The organism is Faecalicatena sp. (assembly GCF_058819085.1).
On the sequence record NZ_JBZUUL010000049.1, the window covers coordinates 143,029 to 168,756 of the forward strand.

The window sequence follows — 25,728 nt, forward strand, 5'->3', positions numbered from 1 at the left end:
CGCTATTCCTCTTCTTCTGCCTCATTGTAGAATAACGCATTCACAAACTCATCTGCATCAAATTTCTGTAAATCGTCGATGGACTCACCGACTCCGATATATTTTACCGGGATCCCTAATTCTGCCTGGATCGCCACTGCGATACCGCCCTTTGCGGTGCCGTCCATCTTCGTCAGGATCACTCCCGTTATATCTGCTACTTCATTGAATTCCCGTGCCTGGGCCAGTGCGTTCTGCCCGGTCGTTGCATCCAGGACGACCAGAGTCTCTTTGTATGCCTCCGGGTATTCCCGTTCTATGACACGGTTGATCTTCCTTAACTCTTCCATCAGGTTCTTTTTATTGTGAAGACGTCCGGCCGTATCGCATAGAAGGATATCTGCCTTCCTTGCCTTTGCCGCAGCTGCCGCATCATATACAACAGATGCCGGATCTGCGCCCTCCTGGCCGCCGATCATCTCAACCTGTGCACGGTTTGCCCATTCCTTTAACTGCTCTCCCGCCGCCGCGCGGAACGTATCTGCCGCTGCCAGGATCACCTTTTTGTGCTGGTCGTGAAATTTTCCAGCCAGTTTTCCTATAGTCGTTGTCTTGCCTACGCCATTGACACCGATCACAAAAACAACCGAGGTCTGATCCTCAAACTCATAGGCTGTTTCTCCCACATCCATCTGCTCCTTGATACTGTCGATCAAAAGCTGTCTGCATTCTACCGGCTCCTTGATGTGCTGTTCTTTTACCTTTTCCTTCAAATCCTCAATGATCTCCATCGTGGTGTTAACGCCTAAGTCACCCATGATGAGCGTTTCCTCCAGCTCTTCATAAAAATCATCATCTATCTTTGAAAAGCCGTGGAAAATGCTGTCCATACCCGAGACTATGTTATCTCTTGTCTTAGTCAGGCCGGATACAAGCCGTTTAAAAAAGCCCTGCTTCTCCTCCATCTTTCTCCTCCCTTAAACTGTTCTTCTTTTTTATGATTCCCATCTTCGGTTTTCCCTTTTCTGATCTATGGAAGTGCTGCCCTCAGACAACGCGTTCCCCTACTTCTCCAGGGAATCCTCCAGCAGATCCACGGATACCAGGGTGGATACCCCCTTCTCCTGCATGGTGATACCATACAGCCTGTCCGCTGATGTCATGGTCCCCCTTCTGTGGGTAATGACGATGAACTGTGTATTCTTCGTCAGCTTATGTAAATACTGCGCGAAACGGGTGACATTACTGTCATCCAATGCCGCCTCGATCTCGTCCAGCAGACAGAACGGGGAAGGCTTTAAGTTCTGGATGGCAAAGAGCAGCGAGATCGCTGTCAGCGCCTTCTCCCCGCCGGAAAGCTGCATCATATTCTGGAGCTTCTTGCCTGGCGGCTGTGCGATGATCCGGATTCCTGCCTCCAGGATATCCTCATCCTCCATCAGCTCCAGTGTTCCTTTCCCGCCTCCGAACAGCTGCTTGAATACGCTGTCAAACTCCTTCGAGATCAGGGCGAACTGCTCCTCAAACTGTTTTCTCATGGCCGCATCCAGTTCCTCGATGATCTTCACCAGAGTAGCCTCTGCCTCGATCAGGTCGTCATGCTGTCCCTTAAGGAATTCATAACGCTCGGACACATTTTTGTAATCCTCGATCGCATTGACATTGACATCACCCAGCTTCTTGATCTCGCTTTTTAAGGTCTGGATCTGACGTTTCATATAGGAAAGATCCGTAAGGTTCACATTGCGAAGCTCAAGTGCATGATTGTAGGTGATCTCATATTCCTCCCACATGTAGTTGATCTGCTTCTCAGATGCCTCCTCGTAGGACTCCTTCTGGCTGTTCAGACGGAAACACTCCTTGTCCAATTCTGACATTTGTTTGGAGAGCTCCTCTCTCTTGCCGAGAAATGCCTTGTGCTTCTGGTTCAGCTCATCTCTTTTTGCAACCTGGCTCTTAATCTCTGCCTCGATCTCAGCAAATAATTCCTTGGAATTCTCTATGGTATCTCTTAGATCCTGGATCTTATCCTCTTTCTCCTTGATCTCCTCAGATGCATTGCCCTTGTTGATATCCAGTTCCTTTAACTCTGCCTCGAACTTCTCGATCTCCTCACGGATACGGCTTGTATTCTCCTGGATAAACACATTCTGCTGTTCCAGGCTGGCAAGGGAAAGGTGTACTTCCTCGGATCTCTTGAGCTGGATAGCTTCCTGCTCCTTATCTGCTTCCAGATTCTTCTGCAGCTTTTCGATCTTCTGGTTCAATTCCTTTTCCAGAGCCTCGGATGCCTCCAGTTCCATCTGGATGGAATCTTCGTTATCGATCAGCTCCTGAAGTTTAGCCTCCAATTCCGCCTGCTCTTTTAGATAATTATCATAGCGTTCTTTTGCCTCGCGCTGTCTTGTCAGCACCTGCTCCAGGTTCATCTTCGCCGTATTTTCTACGACCGATGCCTTTCTCAGCTTCTGCTGGATCTCATCGATAATGCTGTAGCATGCGGCACGCTTTGTCTTGATCTCATTGACTGCTGCCTCACAGTCATCCATATCCTTTTTGAGCATCTTCACTGTCTGCTCAAATTCCTCGATCTCACGGCGCCTGCTCAGCAGATTGCTGGAATTCTTAAAGGCTCCTCCAGTCATGGAACCGCCCGGATTAATCAGCTCTCCCTCCAGAGTGACCAGTCTAAGTGACTGATGGTACTTTCTGGCAAGCCGGATCCCGTGGTCAATATGTTCGACCACGATAGTCCTTCCCAAAAGCTGCTCGGCCAGCCCCTTGAACCTCGGCTCCACATCAACCAGTGTATTTGCAAGGCCGATCACTCCCGGCTCTTTCAATACTTCCGTCTGCCGGATGCCTCCGCCCCCATGCATGCTGGTGAGCGGCAGAAATGTGGCACGCCCAAACTTATTCTGCTTCAAGTATGCGATCATGCGCTTTGCAGTCTCCTCATTATCCGTGACAATATTCTGGATACTGCCGCCCAGTGCCGTCTCCACTGCGATCTCATATTCTTTGTCAACCTTAATGATATCCGCTACAACACCGATCAGTCCCTTTTCCCTGTCCTTGTTGCTCATGACCTTACGGATACTATTGCCATACCCATCATAGCGCTCTGTAATATTTTTTAAAGACTCCAGCCGTGAAGACTCTCTGTGATAAGCGGTCTGCCCGATCCGCAGCTGCTCCTGCTTCCTGGACAGTTCCTGCTGCAGCTGGTCGATCTTCTGCTCATTGACCTGGACCTTCTGTGTAAACCCTGCGATCTCCTCAGAGATCTTTTTCACCTCTTCTTCATAAGAGGCAAGCACTGCATTCTGCTTCTCCGCCTCGGAGGAAACCTCAATGATCTTTCTTCCGATCTCGGCTTTTCTTGTGGTGATCTGTTCCTGAGTCGTATCATAATGCTGGATCTTAGCCTTCGTGGATGCCCTGTTATTTAAGAGCTCCATGATCTCCGCCTTATTCTGCTCGATCTGAGCCGTCTGTCCGGCGATTCGTGTCTGAACATCAATCAGGGCTTCCTTTGCCTGGGTGTCGTTCTTTGTAGCCTCCGCAAGCCTGCCTGCGACCTCGCTTTTCTCGCGCGTCAGCTCCTCCTGCTGTGCCTTTCTTGTCTCGATCTCCACACGGATCGTATTCAAACGGTTGTCATAATGCTCATCATTCATACGGACCGTATTGATCTGCTCTTTCAAGACATTGATCTGGCCTTCCAGCTGCTGCTTTAGAAGAGTGGTCTCATTGAGCTGGCCCTTGGCCTTCTCGATCGAGAAATCAATCTCATCCACTTCCTCCTCGATGGCCTCGTATTCGGTCTTCATATTCTCATACTTAATGCTGGTCTCCTCCAGCTCGTCACCGGCGATCGTAAGTTTCCCGTCAACGTCCCTGATCTGGTCCTTGATCCGTTCTGTCTCTAACAGGAACATATTAATATCGTAAGTTTTCAGTTCTTCCTTCTTTTTCAGATATTCTCTGGCCACCTCTGACTGCCGTTTCAATGGTCCGATCTGTTTCTCCAGCTCTGCCAGGATATCGTTGACACGGGTCAGGTTCATCCGCTCATCTTCCAGCTTTTTCAGAGACAGGTTCTTACGGCGTTTAAACTTCACAATACCCGCTGCCTCGTCGAACAGCTCACGCCTCTCCTCCGGCTTTCCGCTTAAGATCTTGTCGATCTGTCCCTGACCGATGATGGAGTAACCCTCTTTTCCGATACCGGTGTCATAGAACATCTCATTGATATCCTTAAGACGGCAGCCCGCACCGTTGATCAAGTACTCACTCTCCCCGGAGCGGTACAGCTTCCTTGTGACCGTCACCTCTTCATACTCCACAGGCAGCTGGTGATCCGAATTATCCAGGGTGATCGCAACAGACGCGTAACTTAACGGCTTTCTGTTCTCCGTCCCGGAGAAGATAACGTCCTGCATAGTCCCGCCCCTGAGCTGCTTCACCCTCTGCTCTCCGAGAACCCAGCGCACTGCATCCGCAACATTGCTTTTTCCGCTGCCGTTGGGGCCCACGATGCCGGTAATCCCGTTGTGGAACTCGAACTTGATTTTGTTGGCAAAAGACTTAAAGCCCTGTACCTCTATGCTTTTTAAATACATATAACACCTGCTTTATTTTTCTTTTCTTAACTCCAGGATCGCCTTGTATGCCGCCTCCTGCTCTGCGGCCTTTTTCGTTCTGCCCTTACCGATGCCGAACCCTTCGCCGCCGATCTTGACTTCAACGAAAAAAGACTTATTATGGTCTGGTCCTTCCTCTTTCACCAGCTGGTAGGAGATCGCCCCATCCATTTTTGCCTGCACGATCTCCTGCAAAATAGTCTTGCTATCGAAAAAGAGCTTTTTATTTTCTAAATCCGTCAGTATAAACCGATGAATAAACTCTTTTGCATTAGTAAAACCACCGTCCAGATAAATCGCCCCGATCAGTGCTTCCATTGCATCAGAAGTAATGGAATCTCTCTGTCTTCCTCCGGTCGCCTCTTCTCCTTTTCCAAGGAGCAGGTAAGACCCCAGGTCTATATCCCTTGCGCAGAATGCCAAGGCCGGTTCGCACACCATACTCGCCCTTGTCTTTGTCAGTTCTCCTTCTGATACCTTCGGGGAATCTAAAAACAGATATTCACTGGATACCAGCTCTAACACCGCATCCCCTAAAAACTCCAGACGTTCATTGCAGTGATGCTTCTCCAGATGCCTCTCATTGGTATAAGAGCTGTGCATCATCGCATGCCGGAGCAGTGAAAAATCCTGAAACTCATATCCTATCTTTTTCTCCAGATCTTTTAATCTATCGCCCATTTCCTTCTCCTATTAAAATGAAAAAGCCCATAGGGGCTTTTTCATCTGTTACCTATTATTCTACAGCCTTTTTAATCTGCTCGATCGCATCGCCTACTGTCACGATCTTCTCTGCATCATCGTTGTCAATCTCAATGTCGAATTCTTCTTCAATCCCCATGATTATCTGGAAAATGTCTAATGAATCTGCTCCCAAATCATCTACAAATGTCGTCTCCATAGTAATCTCTTCCTTAGGAACGTTTAATACGTCTGCAATAATTTCTTGTAATTTTTCAAATTCCATTGTCCTCTTCCCTTTCTTCGTTACATTAATCTTCTTTTTTTTCTTCCTGCGCCTGTGTGATCACGTCTCTTATCTTCTCATTGATCCGCTGTTCCTTAAATGTGACGCACTGGATAATTGAATTACACACTTCTTTTGAAGTAGAACTTCCATGTGTCTTGACAACCAGCCCATTGAGACCAAGCAGCGGCGCTCCGCCGTATTCGCTGGCATCAAAATCTTTTAATGTAGCTTTCAGCGCCGGTTTTACGAGAAGTGCTCCGATCTTACTCCTTAGGGATGTCATCATGCTTCCCTTGATCTTACTGATCAGTGTGCCGCCCACGCCTTCAAACAGCTTAAGGATCACATTCCCGACAAATGCTTCGCACACCACAACGTCTACGGCTCCCGACGGGATATCCCTGGCCTCCACACTTCCCACGAAGTTGATATCCTTACATTCTTTCAGCAGCGGAAACGTCTCCTTTACCAATGCATTGCCCTTTTCTTCCTCCGCACCGATGTTTACGATTCCTACTGTCGGGTTCTTCTTACCGATGATGTTCTCCATGTAGATAGAACCCATCTTTGCGAACTGTACAAGATGAGAAGGTCTTGCATCTACATTCGCACCGCAGTCTATCAATAATGATACCCCTTTGGCTGTGGGGATCAGCGGGGCAAGCGGCGGTCTCTCCACGCCTTTAATCCTGCCTACGATGACTTGGCCCCCGACCAGGATGGCTCCTGAACTGCCCGCAGAAACAAACGCATCAGCCTCACCCTTCTTCACCAGATTCATAGCAACTACAATAGAAGAATCCTTCTTCCTGCGGATCGCCATCACCGGCGGTTCTGCAGTCTCGATCACTTCTGTCGCATTCACGATCTCAATCTGGTCTTTTGGATACGCATATTCCGATAACGTCTTCTCAAGCAGCTCCTTTTGTCCTGTCATCAGGATCTTAATATCACCTCTTTGCTTCACGGCCTCCACGGCACCTTTGATGATCTCTCCCGGTGCATTGTCACCGCCCATTGCATCCAAGGCAACTCTTGTAATCTCAGACATTTCTCTTCCTCCTAACGCTACTGCATTAATTCTACTAAACATCATTATAAAAATCAATAAGAATTTGAAATAATTGAGGAGGTGCCTGATGCGCTGCCACTGTGCACTCTCTGCAGGCATGCACAAAAACGCTGATCCGCCTGAAATCTGCTGCCATAGAAGACGTTCCCTATATGAAAAGGCAGAAAAAAGAGTAAAAACACCTCTGTTTCACGGGTGCCTTTACTCTCTTTTCTTTTTCATCCAACCGATTTTCCTGTTATTTGGTCGATTCACGGACGATCAGCTCCAAGTCAAATGCAGTCCCGCTGCCCGATGGCTGGCTGTTTTCCATCTGGGCGAGAAGCAGCTCCACTGCTTTTACACTCATGGCCTCGATCGGCACATTCACTGTAGTCAGCCTGGGATTACAGTATTTGGAAAATTCAATATTATCAAAAGAACCAAGCATGATATCCTCCGGAACTCTGACCCCATGATCGCGCAGGCAGTTCAGGGCTCCGATCGCCATGATATCTGTATCACTTAAGATCGCATCCGGCAGTACATCCTGCTTTAAGATCTGCTCTGCAGATTCGTATCCTGTTTCCATTGTATATTCTTTCTCCAGACGAATGATACTGTGGGGGTCTAAATGATACTTTTCCATTGTCATCAGAAAGCCCTTTAACTTTGGCTCATGGGCCGTATCCTTTGTCTTGCACCCGATATAGGCAATGCTCTTATTACCAATACTGATCAGGTATTCACAGACCTTTTGGATCCCCAGTGTGAAATCTGCATGGACGATCTTTTCTGAATCATATTCACTAAAAAATCTGTCCGAATTGCTCATAATAACCATGGGCACCTTATCATGTCTTTTTGCAAAGGAGATGGACTGCTCCATATCATGAAAATAACAAAGGATCAATCCGCTGAAATAGTGAACCGGCAGTGACTCAAACAGTTTATCGATACTCCCGTTTACATCGTTGATCGAATACAGTACTACTGAATAGTTATACTTCATCGCCTCTCTGCGGATCGTATTAAACAGCGCAGCATGAAATGGATTTCGGATTTCCTGTGCGATGACTGCTATGGTCTTTGAATCCTGTACCCTTAAATTCCTTGCAAATAAGTTTGGTTTATAATTCAGCTTTTTGATCGCATCCTCAACTGCTTCCCGCTTCTCTTCTTTTAATAACTCCGGAGTATTTAAATATTTCGATACGGTGCCTACCGAGACACCGGCTAGTTTTGCAACATCTTTTATAACCGCCACAACTGTTTCCTTTCCCACCGGCCTTAAGATCCGTTCCGTTGACCGGTGAACAGCTGCCCTGTATTACGGATTTATTATATGGACAGCCTGCTATATTATAGCAGATTTTTCTGTATTTTTCAGCAGTTGCGGTGTTTTTCTTTCTCCTTTTCAGGGAACCAGCATGATTTTCATTGCCTCAGGATCTTCCTCTGCTGCCCGAAATGCCTTTTCCCAGTCCTCTAATGCGAAGGTATGTGATATCAGCCCCTCTGTCTTGATCAGTCCGCTTTCTATGCCTTCTATGACGGAATGGAAGGTCAGCGCTGACAGATGGGATCCCTTGATCATCAGTTCCTTTCCGTCTCCGATCACATTCCAGTCAGCCTTTACTTCCTCAGCAAATACTCCCATCTGTATATATCTCCCGTGATTTTTTAGTGATTCCAGCCCCTGCGTGACACTTCTCGGACTTCCGGAAGCTTCTATATATACATCACAGCCATAGCCGCCTGTCAGTCTTTTGATCTCTTCTGCCACATCGCACACCGTAGGATTTAATACATAGTCCGCTCCATATTTTTTCCCCATCTCCATACGGAATTCCTTCACATCAATCCCGATCACCAGCCTCGGCAGACAGAGCTTCGCCAGATTCACCATAGAGGTCCCAATCGCTCCAAGTCCTGCGATCACCACGACATCATCGTGTCCGATCCCTGCCAGCTCTACTGCATGCATTCCGCATGCTATTGGCTCGATCATGACTGCCTGCTCTTTTGTAAATGACTTTGGGATCTTATGAATGATACTGTTTTTATGCAGCTTGATGTAATTAGCAAAGCCGCCATGGATATGCTGCTTAAAGCCATATACCGCAGATTTTGTACACATCCAGTATTTCCCCTGCCGGCAGAATTCACACTCCCTGCAGGGAACGATCTGTTCTGCACTCACCCGGTCTCCGGGCACATACTCCTCCATCCCCTCGCCTGTCTCAACAACTTCTCCGAAAAATTCATGCCCCCCTGTCACCGGCGGTTCGATGTATCGGTTTTCCTCATTGGTTCCCCAGATACGGATCCCGCCATGATAGGACTTCACATCCCCTGCGCAGATGCCGCAGCCCTCCACCTTTACGAGAAGCTCTCCCGGCCCTGGTGTGGGGATCTCAGCCTCCGAAAGCCGGTTATCATAAGGTGCATATGACAATAACGCTTTCATCTTTCCTCTCATATTTATGCCTCCTTTCCTGCATGGGCATATGCCAGATATGTATTCTGGACTTTAAACATCCCGCCGTCGATCCCTATGATCTCCCCGGTGACATACCCGCCCTCAGGTGAGGTCAGAAATCCCACGAGTGCAGCCACATCCTCTCCCGTTCCAAACCGGCGAAGACACAGATCCTGCACCTGCTCTTCTCCCCGCTTTTGTATCATCTCATCTGTCATATCCGTATGGATGATTCCGGGAGCATACGCATTGACACTGATATTGTAGGGCCCAAGCTCCGCAGAACTGATCTTCGTCAGCATGTCCACCCCTGCCTTGCTTGCCGCATATGCCACAAGCCCGCAGTCTGCAAAATGCCCGGAGATAGAGGATGCATTAGCGATTCTTCCATATCTGTTTTTCTTCATGTACTCCGCTGCATTCTGAAGCATATAGAACTGACTCTTGAAATTCGTATCCAATACCCTGGTGAGATATGCTGCGTCCATCTCATCAATAAAACGGAAATCAAAAATCCCCGCATTATTTACTAAAATATCGATCCGCCCGAATTTCTCTCCAATCTCTTGTATCAAACATTTTACTTCCTCTTCTTTTGAAACATCTGCCCGGTAGATGCCGCTTTTAGGTTCCAGCTCCCTCAGCTTTTTCAAAGTCTCTATGGCACTCTCTTCCTGTGAACGATATACTGCGCAGACGATATTACCTCTCTTCGCAAGCTCCACGCTGATTGCCTGCCCCATCCCCCGGGTACCTCCTGTTACAACTGCGACTCTTTTTTCTTCCATTTTTCATCTGCTCCTCTCTATACTTCCTGCTGTCATTATGTTCGTAAAAATATCCCCGCTTTCCTAGTCCTCAAAATATGGGATCACTGCAAATGACTGGGCAGCCCCGTCTATCCAGTTAAACCGCGCATACTCCACCACGATATTTTCACTGCTGACTAAAATAGCTGAGTAACATGTGGAGGTCGGTACCTTCTGATTCCACTCCTCCAGCCGGTCCATGCGGATGTGTCTTGCTGTTTTCGGCTCCACCAGGATCTGCTCCAGCTTTGCGGATCCAAGCCCACCGTCAAACAAAAGCTCCATACTAACAACAGACGGACGTTCTCCCGTATTTAATAATGTAATGCTTTCATGTGACGGCGTCGGCATATCACCTGGTTCCTTCATGTACAGATCCGGGATACACCATTTTTTATGTCCCATACCGGTCTTCACTTCTTTTTCCTCCTTATATCAAGCCTTCTCGCTGCGCTTTCTCCTGATCACATCTACGATTACCGCCAAAACGATGATCCCGCCTTTTACCATTCTCTGCGCCCCCTGCGGTACATTCAAAAGGTTCAGGCCGTTGGCAACGATCCCGATGATCATGGTACCTATGATCGTCCCCACCAGGGTTCCTTCTCCTCCGTTCATGGAAGTTCCTCCGATGACAACTGCCGCTATGGCATCCAATTCCGCACCATCCGCATTTGTTGGTACCGCGGAATCCAGCCTGGAGGTCAGCACGATCGCTGCAACACCACAGCAGAAGCCACTGATCACATACGCAATACATTTAACCTTCTTTACATTAATCCCTGAAAGCTTGGCACAATTTTCATTTCCTCCGATCGCATAGATGTACCTTCCGTACTTGGTGTATTTGAGCACATATGCGGCAATGATGAACATTACGATCATGATCAGTATCGTAAAGATAGGAATGCCATTGTATCTGCCTGTGACAGCCAGGAAGCTTTCCGGGAATGTATAGATCGGCTGTCCTTCTGTGATGGTATATGCTGCACCTCTGGCGATCGACATCATACCTAACGTTGCAATGAACGGCGGCAGGTCAAAGCCTGTGATCAAAAGTCCCGTCACCAGTCCGACCGCTGCAGCAAAAGCAAGGCCTAAAAGCAGGCTTGCAAAGACCGGCAGGTTCCAGTTCTTCATCATGATTCCCATCATCAGGCCGGTTACTGCAATGACAGAGCCTACAGAAAGATCGATCCCGCCCAGAAGGATAATGAAGGTCATTCCGATCGCGATCAGAAAGTTTGTCGATATCTGCTGGGATACGTTCAGCAGGTTGGATGCCGTCAAAAAGCTGTCGCTGGCCAGGCTCAATGCCACACACAGCACCACGAGTGCGATCAATATTCCCACATAGCTTGTACCTTTTCTCTCTTTTGCTTTAATCTTCATTCTGTTTTCCCCTTTCCTCTGCACCCACAGCCAGCGTCATGACCGATTCCTGATCTGCTTCTTCTCTAGTCAGAGAGCCGCTTATCTTTCCTCTTGCCATTACAATAATCCTGTCACAGATCCCTAATAGTTCAGGGATCTCAGATGTAATAACCAGTATTGCCTTTCCTTCCTTTGCCAGCTCGTTGATCAGATGGTAAACCTCTATTTTCGCACCCACATCAATCCCCCGGGTCGGCTCATCCAAGATCAGCACTTTACATTTTGATAAGAGCCATTTCGCAAGAACAACTTTCTGCTGATTGCCTCCTGAAAGATTCTCCACCCGCTGATAAATAGAGGGTGTCTTGATATTCAATCTACTGACATATTCCTTTACCGTACTTTTTTCTCTGCCCAGATCCAGATGAATCCCCGACCGAAATACATCCAGAGCAGCCAGAGTCACATTTTCTCCGACTCCCAGCTTTAAAACCAGCCCTTCGCCTTTCCTGTCCTCTGTCACATATCCGATCCCCGCATCAATGGCATCCTTTGGATTTTTAATGACACATTCCTTGCCTTCTATCAAGATATGCCCGTCCGTCTTGGCATCCAGCCCGAAGACCGCCCTGACTGTCTCGGTCCTGCCTGCACCGACTAAGCCGCCCACGCAGAGCACCTCCCCTGCCCTCACAGAAAAGCTGATATTCTGTACTTTGGTTCCTGCACAGAGGTTGTCCACCTTAAATACCTCTCCACCGATCTCTTTTTCGATCCGCGGGTATTTTTCTTTTAATTCCCGGCCCACCATCAGACGGATGATCTCATCCATCGTCACATCACGGATGTCCAGCTCCTGAATAGTACAGCCGTCTCTCATAACGGTAGCCCTGTCGCATATCTCCATAACCTCTTCCAGCCTGTGGGAGATGTAGATGATGGAAACCTGATTGTCTTTTAACTTTTTCACGATCCGAAACAGGTTCTTTGTCTCCCTCTCTGTCAAAGGAGCGGTGGGCTCATCCATGATGATGATCTTTGCATTCATGGAAAGTGCCTTCGCGACCTCCACCATCTGCTGCTGAGCGATTCCAAGATCTTTTACATAAGAAGTACTTTTGATATCTACATCCAGTTCACAAAGCAGTTTTTCCGCCTCCTCATACACCGCCTTCCAGTCCACCTGGATAGAATTTTTCATCTTATAACGCCCAAGAAATATGTTTTCAGCCACAGTCAATGTGGGGATCAGATTTAATTCCTGATAGATGATGCTGATCAAAAGCTCCTCAGCTGCTTTTGGACTGCCCAGCTCTGTCTTCTTGGAAAAAATCTCAATCTCTCCTTCATCCTTCACATATGCACCCGCAAGGATCTTCATCAGCGTGGACTTTCCTGCCCCGTTTTCTCCTAATAATGCATGTACTTCTCCCTCTCTGACACGAAGACTGACATGATCAAGTGCCAGGACACCGGGAAAACGTTTTGTAATGTTTGACATTTTTAAAATATAGTGATCCGTCATTTGCTTCCTCCTGACCTATTTTAGAAAAGTACGCACAAAGCTGTGCGTACTTCATTACAATGTTTGCCGTTTACAAATGTCTAATCAGCCTCTGACGGAAATTGATCCGCATTCTCTTTCCATACGATCTCGGTATCTACATTTTCAATCTTCTCTACTGTCTCGCCTTCAAAGATCTTATGTAATGCTTCCACACATGCCATTCCTGTGCCTGGACCGCCGATGGATACTGTGGAAACAAGTTCACCGGCCTGGATGCTTGCAACTGCATTGGGATTTCCGTCAAAGCTTACGACCTTAGCATCTGAACCAGCTTCTTTGACAGCCTGGACTGCACCCAGTCCCATCTCGTCACATAAAGCAAAGATCACATTGATATCCGGGTTAGCCTGGAGCATATTGGCAGCGGCGTTCATGCCCTTTTCGCGCTCCCAGTCTCCAGCCTGACTGGCAACCACTTCGATCTTCGGATATTTTTCCTTGGCTTTGTCTACGAAGCCGCCCATTCTCTCTGTTGTATGGTCTGACGGAAGGCCCTCTACGATAGCTACCTTTAAGGTGTCACCGAACTGCTCGGCAACAAAATCGCATACCTTGGCCCCTGCTTCGTATTGGTCATATCTTACATAGCATGCGACCTCACCCCCTGCCAGTTCATTCTGTGTGTTAAACATGACAACAGGTATATCCGCCTCATTTGCCTTTTTTACCGCTGCTACGATTGCATCACTGTTGATCGCACAGAGGATGATACCATCCACCTTCTGGGTGATCATATCTTCTACGATCTGTACCTGTGATGCATAATCAGATTCAGATTCCGGAGCCAGTGTCTTTAACTCATAACCCAGTTTATCACAGGCTTCTTGAGCACCTGAGATCACGGACTTGTAATACGGGGAGATCATAGCAGGCGGCACTAATGCAATGGTTTTACTGCCTCCGCTATCCTGTGCATTGTTCTTCTCCTTTGACTGACCGCCATCACTCTTGCCGCCTCCACAGGCTGCAAGTGAAAACACCATACATAACGATAATACTAATGCAGCAATTTTTTTCATTCTTCTTCCTCCTTCTTGGTTGGAACCAGGGGATATAAATCAATTCACTTATATATGATTTATCCCTTGTAAATACGGCGTTTCTCTTAAATTGAATCGATTCATTTTTATGTCTTGATATTACCATATCACTCCCCCTATTGCAAGCCATTTTTGTATTTTCAACAATAAACACAAATTATTATCCCTCTTTTTATATAATATAGACAAATACGAAGGAGGGTTTTGCTATTTTGATAAAAAAAAGAGACCAGCATCTCTACTCTGGTCTCTGCTTTAAAACATATCCTTTTCTGCCTCCGGCTTCTCCCGGCTCGATCTGGTTTTGTCCCTGCATATATTCTACTAATTTTTTTGCAAATTCCCTGGAATTAGTCACGGCTACACGCTTCCTGCTGTAAAAAAGAGAAGCCTTGATTCCTGTAACCTCCTGCTCGATCTCCTTTAGTGTGATGACACCGCTGTGCTTTAAGTGTTTTCTCACTTTTGAGGCGCCTTTGATAAACAGGCTTTCCATCAGCTCCGCATCCTGCGTATTGGCCTTGTTCAGCCCCCATGCATACAGAACCGCCGAGGCTATGGCAAATAGTAAGATCCCGATTATATATACCCACATATTACCATTTATCCCTTCCTTTGTAGAAGATAAACTTATGATCATGGAGAATCCCCAAAAAAGCCACCAACCGGTTCAACAGGGGCTCTGCCTTTTTTCCGAATTTCTTTTCTACCTCTTTTGATATATCATGCACCGTATTGGCACCATCTATCGTTCCCCAAATATAACTTCCATAATGATCCAGATCGATGTGGCTGATCTTAGGACGGTGAAAAAACTTCTGTGCCACTTTATTATAAAAACCTGTATTCACCACATGGACGGTTACGATTCCCTTTTCATTTATATCCCATTCATATGCCGGATTCTTCATTGGTACAAAATCCAGAAAATTTTCATTGATTCTCTTTTTCTTCATTTTCTATCCTGCCTGACTTTTTTAAAAGGACAGCCCTCTCATGGAGCGACTGTCCTTTTTTGTCTCTTATTTGTTTTTCATTTTCTTGTTAATAGCAAACGGGAACATTGTAAACAGCAGTGCTGCAAAGAATACAATTGAACCGATTGGTCCAAGGTTCAGTTTGCCTGACATGTCAAGCATATCTCCGAGTGTTCCTGCTCCCATCGGAATAATAGCGAAGATAGCCAGTAAGATACCTACCAGACCTTCTCCTGCGATCATACCAGAGCAGTATAATACACCATTGTCGATACCTCTCTTCTTTGCGACCTCATCCTTTGTTTTTCTCTTGTCGAGAACCAGACGGATCACACCGCCGACCATGATACAGGTACTCAGCTGGAACGGAAGGTACAGACCGATCGCAAACGGCATAACTGGGATCTGGAGTATTTCAATGATAATAGCAATGAATACGCCGATCAGTACAAGAGTCCATGGAAGGTTGCTGTCCATGATTCCTTCTACGATCATCTTCATCAGTGTTGCCTGCGGTGCAGGAAGTTCTGTTGAACCATATCCCCATGCACTGTTCAGAAGATACAGTACGCCGCCAATTGCGATTGCAGATGCAACAACACCGATCAACTCACCAATCTGCTGTTTCTTAGGTGTAGCACCAAGGATATAACCTGTCTTTAAGTCCTGTGAAGTATCTCCGGCGATCGCTGCGATCACGCAGATGATAGATCCGATAGCGATCGCACCTGTCATACCTGAGATTCCTGTGTTGCCTGTAGACTTCAGGATCAGGGTAGCAAGCAGAAGTGTTGCGATTGCCATACCGGATACCGGGTTGTTACTGCTTCCGATCAATCCCACGATTCTGGATGATACAGTTGCAAAGAAGAAACCAAACACAACGATCAGAAGCGCACCGATCAGGTTGACCGGAATAGCAGGGATCAGCCAGATAGCTAATGCCACTACTAAAACACCGCCAAGGATAACTCCCATGTTCAGATCCTGGTCTGTTCTTAACATAGATTTCGGACTGTTCTTGCTTTCTTTCAAATCCTTCATTGCATCGCGGAATGTGCTTACGATCAATGGAAGTGACTTAATCAGACTGATAAATCCACCGGCTGCAATGGCACCTGCACCAATATACTTGATGTAGTTGGTCCATACTGCACTGACACCGCCCTCTGCAAGAATCTGGCCGATCGGCACTGTACCCGGGAACAGGATCATATCCTTACCAAACAGTACGATTGCCGGCATAATTACAAGCCATCCGAGGATACCGCCTGCAAACATGTAGCTGGATACCTTTGGTCCACAAATGTAGCCTACACCGACTAAGGCCGGATAAACCTGTGTACCTACGGCACCGCCTGGATATGCCTTTGGAGCATATGTAATCTCACTTGGAAAAATCTTGAAACCGTCCACAATGAATTTAAATGCTGCTGCAAATCCCATACCTGTGAATACGGTAGAGGCATTTGCACCGCCTTCTTCACCTGCAAGAAGAACTTCTGCACAAGCCATACCTTCCGGATAAGGCAGTGTGCCGTGTTCCTTAACGATCAAGGCCTTTCTAAGTGGGATCATAAACAGGATACCAAGAATACCACCACACAATGCGATCAATGTGATCTCAACAAGTCCTGGTGCACTCCCTTTCCCCTCTGCTGCCCATAAAAACAGGGCTGGCATTGTAAAAATCGCACCTGCTGCCAATGACTCTCCTGCAGAACCGATCGTCTGCACCAGGTTGTTCTCCAGGATGGAGTTCTTTTTCAAGATAACTCTGATCACACCCATAGAGATAACGGCTGCCGGAATTGAGGCAGAAACCGTAAGACCTACCCTCAAACCAAGGTAAGCGTTTGCTGCGCCAAAGACGATCGCCAGAATAATACCAAGCACGATAGATGCTACAGTAAACTCAGGCATGACTTTGTCCGCACTGACATAAGGTTTAAAACTCTTATTGTCGTCCATAATTACCCTCCTTCTTTATATAACTTTATAGTTATTTAATAATTTTATCATTTTTGTACGGATTTTACAACCAATTCCTACAATTTTAAAAATTATCGTCACATTTTGTTTCTACTTTATAAAATTTCCAAAAAACAGAAAGAAAGAGAGCTCTCCGTTTTATGCTGACACTGACGTAATCAATGCAGCCGCTGACTTTTTGATCCTGCCTCTGCCTCCTTCTTTTTGGGACTTCCATCTTCCGCATCAAATACACTGTCATCCAAAAGACCTGTCTTACGTGCAACAACAGCCGCCGCCACATTTGCTCCCACAACATTCGTCAGTGTACGTGCCATGTCAGATATACTGTTGATCGGCATCAACAGTACAACTGCAGCGATGGGAAGATCTACTGCACTAAAAAGCGACACCGCCGTTACAATTCCGATTCCCGGCATTCCGGCGCTTCCCATGGCAAGTACCAGGCACATGAAACACATAACCAGATACTGGCTGGCTTCCCAGTGCTGTCCCGTTGCATTGAGATAGAACATCGCCAGCAGGATCGGCCAGATACAGGTGCATCCTACCATACCAATGGTCGTTCCCAGAGGAGCTGTAAAGTTCGCAACTTCCTCATCAACACCAACCTTACGGATCAGACGGTCGATAGTGATCGGAAGGGATCCCACACTGCTCTGTGTCGTGAAGGCTGTGGCCTGGGCATCGAATGTTTTCTGAAAGAACCTGAGCGGACTTAGCTTTGCCGCAAACTTAAGAATCAATGCATTTACTATATATGTCTGTACGAGACACACTGCATAAATCATTGCAACAAGAAGAATCACCTGCACTAAAGCCTCTTTATCACTTGAAAGCTGACTTGCAGATACCGCTGTCAGACAGAGTACCGCATAGGGTGTCAGATCAATCACATAGGAAAGGATATAGAAAACAATCTTCTTGACTGCCTCGATCAGATCTTTAAAGGACTTTACTTTATCCTCCCCTTCTTTGGCTGAAACGCTGACATATGCAACTGCAATCGCTACTGCAATGATAATGATGGCAACAATGTTATCTGCCGCCAGATCGCCTGCAACGTTCGTCGGAAACAGCTTCAAGATGATCTGATCGAAGGATGTTTCCATCTCCTGATAAGCCTCCAATGTAGAGCCTGCGACATTGGAGATGTCGGCAAACACTGCCCCTGCTCCCTTCCCGATCTTTGTCAGACCTCCAAAAACTACAGTGATCACGATAGCGGCTGCTGATGAAAACATCAGCCAAAATACGGATCTTGTCCCGATTCTTTTCATTTTTTCTTTATCATTTAACTGAATCAGCCCGGAAATAACTGAGACCAAAACAACCGGAGCAACTAACGCTTTGATGAGATTAACATAAATATTCCCGAGCAGAGAAAGCCATGTCATATAGGAGTTCCCCTCGGAAGCAAACACGATTCCGATCACCGCTCCCATCACCATACTGATCAAGATCACAAATGTCCAATTGACTTTATATGCGATCCAGTTAAGCGCCCTGAACATTAGCAGCGCAATAATCAGCACTATTAATGCAGTCCAGTTTACACTTAGAAGTGCATCCATTCAAAAACCTCCTCTGTATTTTTCGATATTTTTTCACAACTTGTATCCTAAAGGAGGCGGGCAAAGAAAGCAAATTGGTTTTTCATATATATATATTGAAATTTTCTATAATTTGCATACAAATAAAAGTTTTATCACCTTAAGACACGAAAAAAGGCCTCCCGGTCATCCGGAAAGCCTTTGTTCTGTCTTCTTTCATTAGTCAACAGAAATGATTTCTTTTTTGTTGTAAGAGCCACAAGCTTTGCATACTCTGTGAGGCATCATAAGTTCTCCACATTTGCTGCATTTAACAAGGTTTGGAGCACTCATCTTCCAATTAGCTCTTCTCTTATCTCTTCTAGCTTTAGAAGATTTATTCTTTGGACAGATAGACATAGGTTACACCTCCTTAAAATTCTTAAACAAATCACGGACAACTGACATTCTTGGGTCAAGCCCCGTGTCTTCACAGTCACAGGTTCCCAGATTTAGGTTCTGACCACAAACGTTACAAATGCCTTTACAGTCTTCCCTGCATAGAACTTTCGTCGGCCATCCTATCAATATCTCATTAAAGAGCAATTTGTCCACGTCAAGATGATATCCGTCAATGAAATTTGATTCATCTAATCCTTCCGGCAGATCAGCATCTGAGATACCAAGATCCACATGCTTTGTAAAATCCAGTACGAACTCCTGCTTTACATCTTCCAGGCATCGGTCGCAGGGAATGATGATACATACCTTACACTCGGCCTTGATCTGTAACTCCTTGTCCTTCACATGGGAAACGACAACATGTACAGGCTCTTTACTGACGATCGGATACGAGCCGGACTTTAGATCCACACTCTCCAATCCCAAAGCAACTGTCTCTTCCACTGTCTTGTGCTGTTCTGACAGAACGTCTGATAGGTTAATTAACATCTTTATTACTCCTATTCATACCTAAATTATTATATCATGTAAAATTAGTTTGTCAACAAGAAAAATGCAGATTCTGACAGAAAATGTAACTATTCAACCATGTGAGCTCGATTCCGCTGCAAAGGGGTCTGACCCTTTTGCTCTCCATATTCAGAATATTCTGACAAAGGAAGTGAGCGGATGTTTGTCCGCCCACCTTTTTCCCTTCTTTTTACCAGTCAAACAAACTGATTAGATCAGTGCTACTGTTTCTCTTGCGATCGCCAGTTCTTCGTTTGTCGGGATAACAAGTACTTTTACTTTTGAGTCCGGAGTGGAAATGATCACTTCCTCTCCTCTCTTTGCATTGGCTTCTTTGTCGATCTCGATTCCGAGGAACTGAAGGTATCCGCAGATCTCCTCACGGATCTCCTGGTCATTCTCGCCGATTCCGGCTGTGAATACGATGTTGTCCACGCCGTTCATCGCTGCTGTATAGCTTCCTACATACTTCGCTACTCTATAGGCAAATACTTCAAGAGCAACCTTTGCCTGCCCGTTGCCGTCCTCTGCTGCTGCGGACAGATCACGGAAGTCGCTTGAAAGACCATTGGAAAGTCCGTATACACCGGATTCTTTATTCAGGACCTTCATCAGACCTTCAATGTCCAGGTTCTCTTTCTTTGCAATGAATTCCAGGATTGCCGGATCAATATCTCCGGAACGTGTTCCCATTACCAGACCTTCCAGTGGAGTTAAGCCCATGGATGTGTCTACGGATTTACCATTTAACACGGCACATACACTTGCACCGTTTCCAAGGTGGCATACGATAGTCTTGGTCGCATCATATGGTACTCCAACGATCTCAGCTGCTCTCTTAGATACGAAGCTGTGGCTTGTCCCGTGGAAACCGTAACGTCTTACTTTGTATTTGTCATAATAAGCATATGGAAGTCCGTACATATATGCTTTCTCCGGCATTGTCTGATGGAATGCGGTATCGAATACTGCTACCATCGGTGTGTTCGGCATCAGCTTCTGGCATGCGTTCACGCCGATCAAGTTAGCAGGGTTGTGAAGCGGTGCAAGGTCATTGCATTCCTCTACTGCTTTCTTCACTTCTTCCGTGATCACAACTGAGGATGCAAACTTCTCTCCGCCGTGTACCACACGGTGTCCCACAGCTCCGATCTCGTCTAAGCTCTTAACAACACCAGTCTGCGGATCTGTCAAAGCATCGATCACGAACTGGATCGCCTCTGTATGTGTAGGCATGTCCTTTGCTGATTTTACTTTTTCTCCGCCGGCCGGCTGATATGTGAGGCTGCCGTCGATTCCGATTCTCTCACAGAGACCTTTTGCAAGTACTTCTTCTGATTCAGAGTTGATTAACTGGAATTTTAAAGAAGAACTTCCACAGTTGATTACTAATACATTCATTTTCTTACCCTCCTGAAATTCATTTCTTATTGTGCCTGTGCCTGCACTGCTGTGATCGCTACAACGCCTTCGATATCCTCTGCGCTGCATCCACGGGATAAATCATTGACAGGAGCTGCGATTCCCTGAGTAAGAGGTCCGTAAGCTTCTGCTTTTGCCAGTCTCTGAACCAGCTTGTAACCGATATTTCCTGCATCCAGGTCAGGGAAGATCAGTACGTTGGCATGTCCTGCAACCGGGCTTCCCGGAGCCTTGGACTCTCCAACAGAAGGTACGATCGCTGCATCAAGCTGCAGTTCTCCGTCCAGCTTTAACTCTGGTGCCAGTTCTTTTGCGATCTTTGTCGCTTCTACTACTTTGTCAACATCTGCATGCTTTGCACTTCCCTTTGTGGAGTGTGACAGCATGGCTACGATCGGTTCCTTTCCTGTCAGTGTCTTGAAGGACTCTGCTGAGGAAACTGCGATATTCGCAAGCTTCTCCGGATCCGGATTCTGCTCCAGACCTGAATCTCCGAAGATAAAGGTTCCGTCTGCTCCCATATCACAGTCCGGCACTACCATTACAAAGAAAGCGGATACCAGCTTTGTTCCCGGTTTTGTCTTTAAGATCTGCAGACATGGACGAAGTGTGTCTGCTGTGGAGTGGCATGCTCCGGATACCATACCGTCTGCATCCCCCATCTTCACCATCATAACCCCATAATATAAGTAGTTTGTCAGAAGGATCTCTCTTGCCTGCTCTTCTGTCATCCCCTTTTTCTGTCTTAATTCTACTAACTTCGCGATATAGCCTTCTGTCTTATCGCTTGTAGCCGGATCTACGATCACAGCACCGGAAATGTCATATCCTGCGCCGTTCTTCTCGATCTCTTCCTTGCTTCCTACAAGGATCAGGTCTGCGGTTCCTTCCTTCAAAACTGCTTCTGCAGCCTTGTAAGTTCTTACGTCTTCTGTCTCCGGAAGGACGATCGTCTTCTTATCAGATTTTGCTCTTGCTTTGATTTCGTCAATAAATCCCATGATTTAAAGCCACCTTTCATTTTTTCTCACTTGTTTTATTATAACGCAAAGATTTTTTGTATACAAGTAGATAACGTGTGTATTTTTAAATACAATTTTAGTTTTGAAGAACGAAAAATTACGCAGAGGAACGGGCAGATTACCGTGCCTCCCCTTACAGGTGGAATATCGCCGTTACGATATTAAAATACACTAATATGGTACAGGTATCGAGTATTGTCGTAATCAGCGGTGCGGCCATGATCGCAGGGTCCAGGCCTAACTTCTTGGCGAGAAGAGGAAGGGTGCAGCCGATACATTTTGCCATGACCACAACAGCCATCATGGTAAGGCCCAATGCAAAGGCTAAGGTAATATTCTGGTCGTACATAATGTAGATACGGATCCCGTTCACGATCGCCAGAAGACAGCTTACCACAATAGCAACACGGATCTCTTTAAATATGACCCTGAAAATGTCCTTAAACTGGATCTCCCCGACTGCCAGACCGCGGATGATCAAAGTGGAGCTCTGAGAACCGCAGTTACCTCCTGTTCCCATCAGCATGGGAATAAAGGTGATCAGCACGGGCATCACTGCCATGGCAGCCTCATAGTGTCCCAGGATCTCTCCTGTCACCGTGGCAGAGAGCATCAGCAGCATCAGCCACAGACTCCGGTTCTTTGCATGTTTCAAGACAGACGTTCCGAAATAGGAATCCTCATTCGGGCTTACACCGGCCATGATACTGATATCTTCCGTTGTCTCATCCTGCAGAACGAACATCGCATCGTCAACCGTTACGATACCCACCAGGCAGTTTTCATGGTCAATGATCGGGATCGCTACCAAACCGTATTTTTTGATCGTGGTAGCCACATCCTCCTTATCGTCCAATGTCTTTGCACAGAGAACATTCTCATCCATGATTTCCTCGATGAACCTGGATTCACCGGCTGTGAGCAGGTCTTTGACGTCCACGGCCCCGATCAGCTTCTTTTTCTCTGTCACATAACAGGTATAGATCGTTTCCTTATTAATACCTACCTGCCGGATCTTTAAGATAGCATCGGCAACTGTCATCTCCCTGCGAAGGCTGATATAATCCACATTCATGATACTTGCGGCACTGTCCTCAGGATATTGCAGCAGTACATTGATCTTTCTTCTTGTCTCCTCATCTGTCGCCATTAAGAGACGGTCCACCACATTCGCCGGCATCTCTTCTAAGACATCCACTGTGTCATCGACATACATCTCGTCCATGACCTCTTCCAGCTCGGAATCCGTCAGCGCATTGATCAGATTCTCGCGCATGTCACTGTTCATATCTGTAAATACTTCCGCAGCCTCTTCCTTGGCCAGAAGACGGAAGATCAGCATCTGCTGCTTCTGGTCACACTCCTCCAGCATCTCCACAATGTCAACGGGATGCATGGTTTCCAGTTCTTCTTTCAATTCTTTAAATTTCCGCTGCTCAAGCAGTTCAAATACAATCTCATTTTCCATGCCATACACCCTCTTTTGTTTTATTTTAAATAATCTTGCTGTCTTTTATTTCTAAACGTTTCTTTTCTACTCCGGATTCACCGTACTAGAATCCGGTCTGTTTCTTCCTGTTTTACTTATATTTTACAGAAATCACATATTATAAACCAAACTCTACCTACTATAACCCACTATTTTATAGTATAATGGTTAATAAATTGATATACAAGGAGATTCTTATGAAAATTGTCGGTTTAATCACAGAATATAATCCATTTCATAATGGACACCAGTATCATATAGAAAAAGCAAAGGAAATAACCGGGGCCGATACCGCCATTGTCATCATGAGCGGAGATTATGTACAGAGAGGAACTCCGGCTATCATGCCAAAATATATCCGGGCCGAGATGGCCTTAAAATGCGGGGCCGGAGCTGTCTTTGAGCTTCCTGTCTGTTATGCGACCGGAAGTGCCGAGCTCTTTGCCATGGGGGCCGTTTCCTTCCTGGACAGCCTTGGGATCGTGGACTCCCTCTGTTTTGGCAGCGAATGCAATGACCTGGAGGGGTTAAGAGCGGTTGCTGATATTCTCTGTGAAGAGCCAGAAGAATATAAAAAGCTGCTCCAGGCTTATTTAAAGGAAGGGCTTTCTTTCCCGGCAGCAAGACAAAAGGCTCTCGCTGCTTCTATGGAGGATACTGGATATTCTCTGCTTCTCAATGATCCAAACAACATCCTGGGCATCGAATATTTAAAGGCTCTGAAACGGCTGGGCAGCTCCATCAGACCGTACACTATCAAACGGGAAGAGTCACACTACCATGATACACAATTACAGGATAACTACAGCTCCGCCTCTGCCATCCGCTCACTGCTTGCCTACTCCAGCTTTGCACTCAGCACCCATATGGACGGGGGGACCTTTGATAACCTCCATTTTTCCAATATTCTCAATGAACTGGAAGACCAGGTTCCCGCCTGCTGTCTGGAGCTTTTAAAGGATTACCACCATGTCCTGTACCCCGTATACCAGAATGACTTTTCTCTGCTTATGAAGTACAAGCTTTTGAACAAATCATCCCAGGATCTGACCCGCTATCTGGACGTATCAGAAGAACTGGCGAACCGCATCAGCGGCCAGTTAAATAACTTTTTTAATTATAAACAGTTCTGCGAGCTTTTAAAGACCAAGGAACTGACCCAGACACGCATTAACCGGGCATTGCTGCACATCATGCTGGGAATCAAGAAAAGGAATGTGGAAGAATATATCGACGGCGGTTACCACTACTATGCCCGCCTGCTGGGCTTTCGGAAAGACCGGGAAAAGATTCTTGGCAGCGTAACAAAAAACGGCATCCTTCCCCTGCTGACAAGCCTGTATGATACAGAAGACATTCCTGATGCCGGAAAGAAAATGCTCAATCATGATATCCTGGCTTCCAACCTCTACAAATCTGTCATTACAGATAAGTACAAAACTGCCTTTCAAAATGAATACAGCCAGATGCTCCTGAAGATTTAAAAAGCGGCAGATCTCAAATCTCTGCCGCCTTTCTTTTCTGTCATATACTCACCGTAACCTTCTACAGGCACTTCATGCAGGTGACTGCCATCGCCCCCGGGCCGATATGGCATGCAACACTTAAGGAAAGGGGTCCCTCCAGGATCTCATATTGAGGGAACTTTTCCTGAATCTCCTGTTTCCACTCCTTTGCTTCCTCTTTGCTGCAGGTATATGCCATTCCCAATACCATCTGATCCTCTTTTCCTGCAAAACGTTCTTTGAGGTCCGTCTCGATGGCCTTGAGCATCGTCCTCTTTGCAGCTTTCCAGCCTCTCACCTTGGAAAACGCATCCAGCTTATCTCCCTGGATCTGGAGGACCGGCTTTAAGTTTAAGACCGTCCCCAAAGCCGCTGCTGCCGGGGTGATCCTGCCGCCTTTCTTCAGGTATTTCAAGGTATCCACGGTGATATAGATGCTCGCTTCCCGTTTTTCCTTCTCCAGGATTTCCTTGATCTCAAGGGCAGATTTTCCTTCCTCTCTTAATTTCACTGCATCCAGAACTGACTGAACCTGTGTAACAGAGATTCTCTGGTTATCTACAACCTGTACCTTTCCTTCATATTCGTGCGAAAGGGTGACTGCCGTCTCACAGCTGCCGCTCAGCCCGCTGGACATTGGGATATGGACTACTTCATCATGCTCCTTTAAAAGCTGGTCCCACAGATCTAAAATATCCCCGGGTGCCGGCTGGGATGTGGAGATATCAGAATCCTCACCCAGCTTCTGATAAAACTCTTCCTGTGTCAAAGTAATATCTTCCAGAAACAGAGCCCCATCGATAAAAAACGGCATAGGTACGACAGAAATCCCCATTTCTTTTCCCTGTTCCTGTGTAATTCCGCTGTTACTGTCTGTTACAATCGCAATTTTTTTCATA

23 protein-coding genes are annotated in these 25,728 nt (G+C 46.4%); 1 reads left to right on the forward strand and 22 read right to left on the reverse strand.

What is annotated here, in order from left to right; all coding sequences use genetic code 11:
* Positions 1-2 precede the first annotated feature (2 nt).
* The 21 genes from ftsY to mgtE form a co-directional block, all read right to left on the reverse strand.
* Positions 3-944 (reverse strand): signal recognition particle-docking protein FtsY, encoded by a 942-nt coding sequence (gene ftsY, locus AC4OGX_RS21310; RefSeq protein WP_493332888.1) that lies wholly within the window; start codon positions 942-944, stop codon positions 3-5.
* Positions 945-1,043: 99 nt separating this feature from the next.
* Complete coding sequence (smc, locus tag AC4OGX_RS21315) at positions 1,044-4,604, reverse strand: chromosome segregation protein SMC (RefSeq protein WP_493332889.1); 3,561 nt, start codon at positions 4,602-4,604, stop codon at positions 1,044-1,046.
* Positions 4,605-4,616: 12 nt separating this feature from the next.
* Positions 4,617-5,306 carry a ribonuclease III gene (gene rnc / locus AC4OGX_RS21320; protein WP_493332890.1) on the reverse strand — a complete coding sequence of 230 codons (690 nt, stop codon included), beginning with the start codon at positions 5,304-5,306 and terminating at the stop codon, positions 4,617-4,619.
* A gap of 55 nt (positions 5,307-5,361) precedes the next feature.
* Positions 5,362-5,592 (reverse strand): acyl carrier protein, encoded by a 231-nt coding sequence (gene acpP / locus AC4OGX_RS21325; protein WP_493332891.1) that lies wholly within the window; start codon positions 5,590-5,592, stop codon positions 5,362-5,364.
* A gap of 25 nt (positions 5,593-5,617) precedes the next feature.
* Positions 5,618-6,646: a phosphate acyltransferase PlsX gene (gene plsX, locus AC4OGX_RS21330; protein ID WP_493332892.1), complete on the reverse strand. Its 1,029-nt coding sequence runs from the start codon at positions 6,644-6,646 to the stop codon at positions 5,618-5,620.
* A 259-nt stretch (positions 6,647-6,905) separates the two neighbouring features.
* The gene (locus tag AC4OGX_RS21335) at positions 6,906-7,931 is read right to left on the reverse strand and encodes a LacI family DNA-binding transcriptional regulator (protein WP_493332894.1); all 1,026 of its coding nucleotides are present in this window, start codon (positions 7,929-7,931) and stop codon (positions 6,906-6,908) included.
* Positions 7,932-8,063: 132 nt separating this feature from the next.
* Positions 8,064-9,128 (reverse strand): alcohol dehydrogenase catalytic domain-containing protein, encoded by a 1,065-nt coding sequence (locus AC4OGX_RS21340; RefSeq protein WP_493332896.1) that lies wholly within the window; start codon positions 9,126-9,128, stop codon positions 8,064-8,066.
* A 2-nt stretch (positions 9,129-9,130) separates the two neighbouring features.
* Positions 9,131-9,916: an SDR family NAD(P)-dependent oxidoreductase gene (locus AC4OGX_RS21345; RefSeq protein WP_493332898.1), complete on the reverse strand. Its 786-nt coding sequence runs from the start codon at positions 9,914-9,916 to the stop codon at positions 9,131-9,133.
* Positions 9,917-9,979: 63 nt separating this feature from the next.
* On the reverse strand, positions 9,980-10,354 hold the full coding sequence (locus tag AC4OGX_RS21350) for a sensory rhodopsin transducer (RefSeq protein ID WP_493332899.1): 375 nt from the start codon (positions 10,352-10,354) through the stop codon (positions 9,980-9,982).
* An 18-nt stretch (positions 10,355-10,372) separates the two neighbouring features.
* Positions 10,373-11,329: an ABC transporter permease gene (locus AC4OGX_RS21355; protein ID WP_493332900.1), complete on the reverse strand. Its 957-nt coding sequence runs from the start codon at positions 11,327-11,329 to the stop codon at positions 10,373-10,375.
* On the reverse strand, positions 11,319-12,836 hold the full coding sequence (locus AC4OGX_RS21360; RefSeq protein ID WP_493332901.1) for a sugar ABC transporter ATP-binding protein: 1,518 nt from the start codon (positions 12,834-12,836) through the stop codon (positions 11,319-11,321). The genes AC4OGX_RS21355 and AC4OGX_RS21360 overlap by 11 nt, the downstream gene beginning before the upstream one ends.
* Before the next feature lie 80 nt (positions 12,837-12,916).
* Positions 12,917-13,897, reverse strand: a complete 981-nt coding sequence (locus AC4OGX_RS21365) for a sugar ABC transporter substrate-binding protein (RefSeq protein WP_493332902.1) — start codon at positions 13,895-13,897, stop codon at positions 12,917-12,919.
* 259 nt (positions 13,898-14,156) lie between these two features.
* Positions 14,157-14,513, reverse strand: a complete 357-nt coding sequence (locus AC4OGX_RS21370; protein ID WP_493332903.1) for a hypothetical protein — start codon at positions 14,511-14,513, stop codon at positions 14,157-14,159.
* A 1-nt stretch (position 14,514) separates the two neighbouring features.
* Positions 14,515-14,874: a PqqD family protein gene (locus tag AC4OGX_RS21375; RefSeq protein WP_493332904.1), complete on the reverse strand. Its 360-nt coding sequence runs from the start codon at positions 14,872-14,874 to the stop codon at positions 14,515-14,517.
* Between the two features lie 66 nt (positions 14,875-14,940).
* Entirely contained in the window at positions 14,941-16,866 is a 1,926-nt protein-coding gene (locus AC4OGX_RS21380) for an OPT family oligopeptide transporter (protein WP_493332905.1), read from the reverse strand.
* Positions 16,867-17,045: 179 nt separating this feature from the next.
* Complete coding sequence (locus AC4OGX_RS21385) at positions 17,046-18,461, reverse strand: dicarboxylate/amino acid:cation symporter (protein WP_493332907.1); 1,416 nt, start codon at positions 18,459-18,461, stop codon at positions 17,046-17,048.
* A gap of 198 nt (positions 18,462-18,659) precedes the next feature.
* Positions 18,660-18,839, reverse strand: a complete 180-nt coding sequence (gene rpmF / locus AC4OGX_RS21390; protein ID WP_004068723.1) for a 50S ribosomal protein L32 — start codon at positions 18,837-18,839, stop codon at positions 18,660-18,662.
* A gap of 3 nt (positions 18,840-18,842) precedes the next feature.
* The gene (locus tag AC4OGX_RS21395; protein ID WP_493332909.1) at positions 18,843-19,370 is read right to left on the reverse strand and encodes a YceD family protein; all 528 of its coding nucleotides are present in this window, start codon (positions 19,368-19,370) and stop codon (positions 18,843-18,845) included.
* 231 nt (positions 19,371-19,601) lie between these two features.
* Entirely contained in the window at positions 19,602-20,792 is a 1,191-nt protein-coding gene (locus tag AC4OGX_RS21400) for an acetate/propionate family kinase (protein ID WP_493332910.1), read from the reverse strand.
* 26 nt (positions 20,793-20,818) lie between these two features.
* A complete protein-coding gene (gene pta, locus AC4OGX_RS21405; RefSeq protein WP_493332912.1) occupies positions 20,819-21,814 on the reverse strand; it encodes a phosphate acetyltransferase in 996 nt (331 codons plus the stop codon).
* 154 nt (positions 21,815-21,968) lie between these two features.
* The gene (gene mgtE, locus AC4OGX_RS21410; protein WP_493332913.1) at positions 21,969-23,303 is read right to left on the reverse strand and encodes a magnesium transporter; all 1,335 of its coding nucleotides are present in this window, start codon (positions 23,301-23,303) and stop codon (positions 21,969-21,971) included.
* A gap of 218 nt (positions 23,304-23,521) precedes the next feature.
* Here mgtE and AC4OGX_RS21415 point away from each other — a divergent pair, with 218 nt between their 5' ends.
* Entirely contained in the window at positions 23,522-24,808 is a 1,287-nt protein-coding gene (locus AC4OGX_RS21415; protein ID WP_493332914.1) for a nucleotidyltransferase, read from the forward strand.
* Positions 24,809-24,869: 61 nt separating this feature from the next.
* Here AC4OGX_RS21415 and AC4OGX_RS21420 read toward each other — a convergent pair whose 3' ends face one another.
* Positions 24,870-25,727: a DegV family protein gene (locus AC4OGX_RS21420; RefSeq protein WP_493332916.1), complete on the reverse strand. Its 858-nt coding sequence runs from the start codon at positions 25,725-25,727 to the stop codon at positions 24,870-24,872.
* Position 25,728 lies beyond the last annotated feature (1 nt).

Bases quoted from the DNA above. Each gene is read 5' to 3' on its own strand.
- ftsY (WP_493332888.1), bottom strand. From the start codon at position 944: ATGGAGGAGAAGCAGGGCTTTTTTAAACGGCTTGTATCCGGCCTGACT.
- smc (WP_493332889.1), bottom strand. From the start codon at position 4,604: ATGTATTTAAAAAGCATAGAGGTACAGGGCTTTAAGTCTTTTGCCAAC.
- rnc (WP_493332890.1), bottom strand. From the start codon at position 5,306: ATGGGCGATAGATTAAAAGATCTGGAGAAAAAGATAGGATATGAGTTT.
- acpP (WP_493332891.1), bottom strand. From the start codon at position 5,592: ATGGAATTTGAAAAATTACAAGAAATTATTGCAGACGTATTAAACGTT.
- plsX (WP_493332892.1), bottom strand. From the start codon at position 6,646: ATGTCTGAGATTACAAGAGTTGCCTTGGATGCAATGGGCGGTGACAAT.
- AC4OGX_RS21340 (WP_493332896.1), bottom strand. From the start codon at position 9,128: ATGAGAGGAAAGATGAAAGCGTTATTGTCATATGCACCTTATGATAAC.
- AC4OGX_RS21345 (WP_493332898.1), bottom strand. From the start codon at position 9,916: ATGGAAGAAAAAAGAGTCGCAGTTGTAACAGGAGGTACCCGGGGGATG.
- AC4OGX_RS21355 (WP_493332900.1), bottom strand. From the start codon at position 11,329: ATGAAGATTAAAGCAAAAGAGAGAAAAGGTACAAGCTATGTGGGAATA.
- AC4OGX_RS21360 (WP_493332901.1), bottom strand. From the start codon at position 12,836: ATGACGGATCACTATATTTTAAAAATGTCAAACATTACAAAACGTTTT.
- AC4OGX_RS21365 (WP_493332902.1), bottom strand. From the start codon at position 13,897: ATGAAAAAAATTGCTGCATTAGTATTATCGTTATGTATGGTGTTTTCA.
- AC4OGX_RS21370 (WP_493332903.1), bottom strand. From the start codon at position 14,513: ATGTGGGTATATATAATCGGGATCTTACTATTTGCCATAGCCTCGGCG.
- AC4OGX_RS21375 (WP_493332904.1), bottom strand. From the start codon at position 14,874: ATGAAGAAAAAGAGAATCAATGAAAATTTTCTGGATTTTGTACCAATG.
- AC4OGX_RS21380 (WP_493332905.1), bottom strand. From the start codon at position 16,866: ATGGACGACAATAAGAGTTTTAAACCTTATGTCAGTGCGGACAAAGTC.
- AC4OGX_RS21385 (WP_493332907.1), bottom strand. From the start codon at position 18,461: ATGGATGCACTTCTAAGTGTAAACTGGACTGCATTAATAGTGCTGATT.
- rpmF (WP_004068723.1), bottom strand. From the start codon at position 18,839: ATGTCTATCTGTCCAAAGAATAAATCTTCTAAAGCTAGAAGAGATAAG.
- AC4OGX_RS21395 (WP_493332909.1), bottom strand. From the start codon at position 19,370: ATGTTAATTAACCTATCAGACGTTCTGTCAGAACAGCACAAGACAGTG.
- AC4OGX_RS21400 (WP_493332910.1), bottom strand. From the start codon at position 20,792: ATGAATGTATTAGTAATCAACTGTGGAAGTTCTTCTTTAAAATTCCAG.
- pta (WP_493332912.1), bottom strand. From the start codon at position 21,814: ATGGGATTTATTGACGAAATCAAAGCAAGAGCAAAATCTGATAAGAAG.
- mgtE (WP_493332913.1), bottom strand. From the start codon at position 23,303: ATGGAAAATGAGATTGTATTTGAACTGCTTGAGCAGCGGAAATTTAAA.
- AC4OGX_RS21415 (WP_493332914.1), top strand. From the start codon at position 23,522: ATGAAAATTGTCGGTTTAATCACAGAATATAATCCATTTCATAATGGA.
- AC4OGX_RS21420 (WP_493332916.1), bottom strand. From the start codon at position 25,727: ATGAAAAAAATTGCGATTGTAACAGACAGTAACAGCGGAATTACACAG.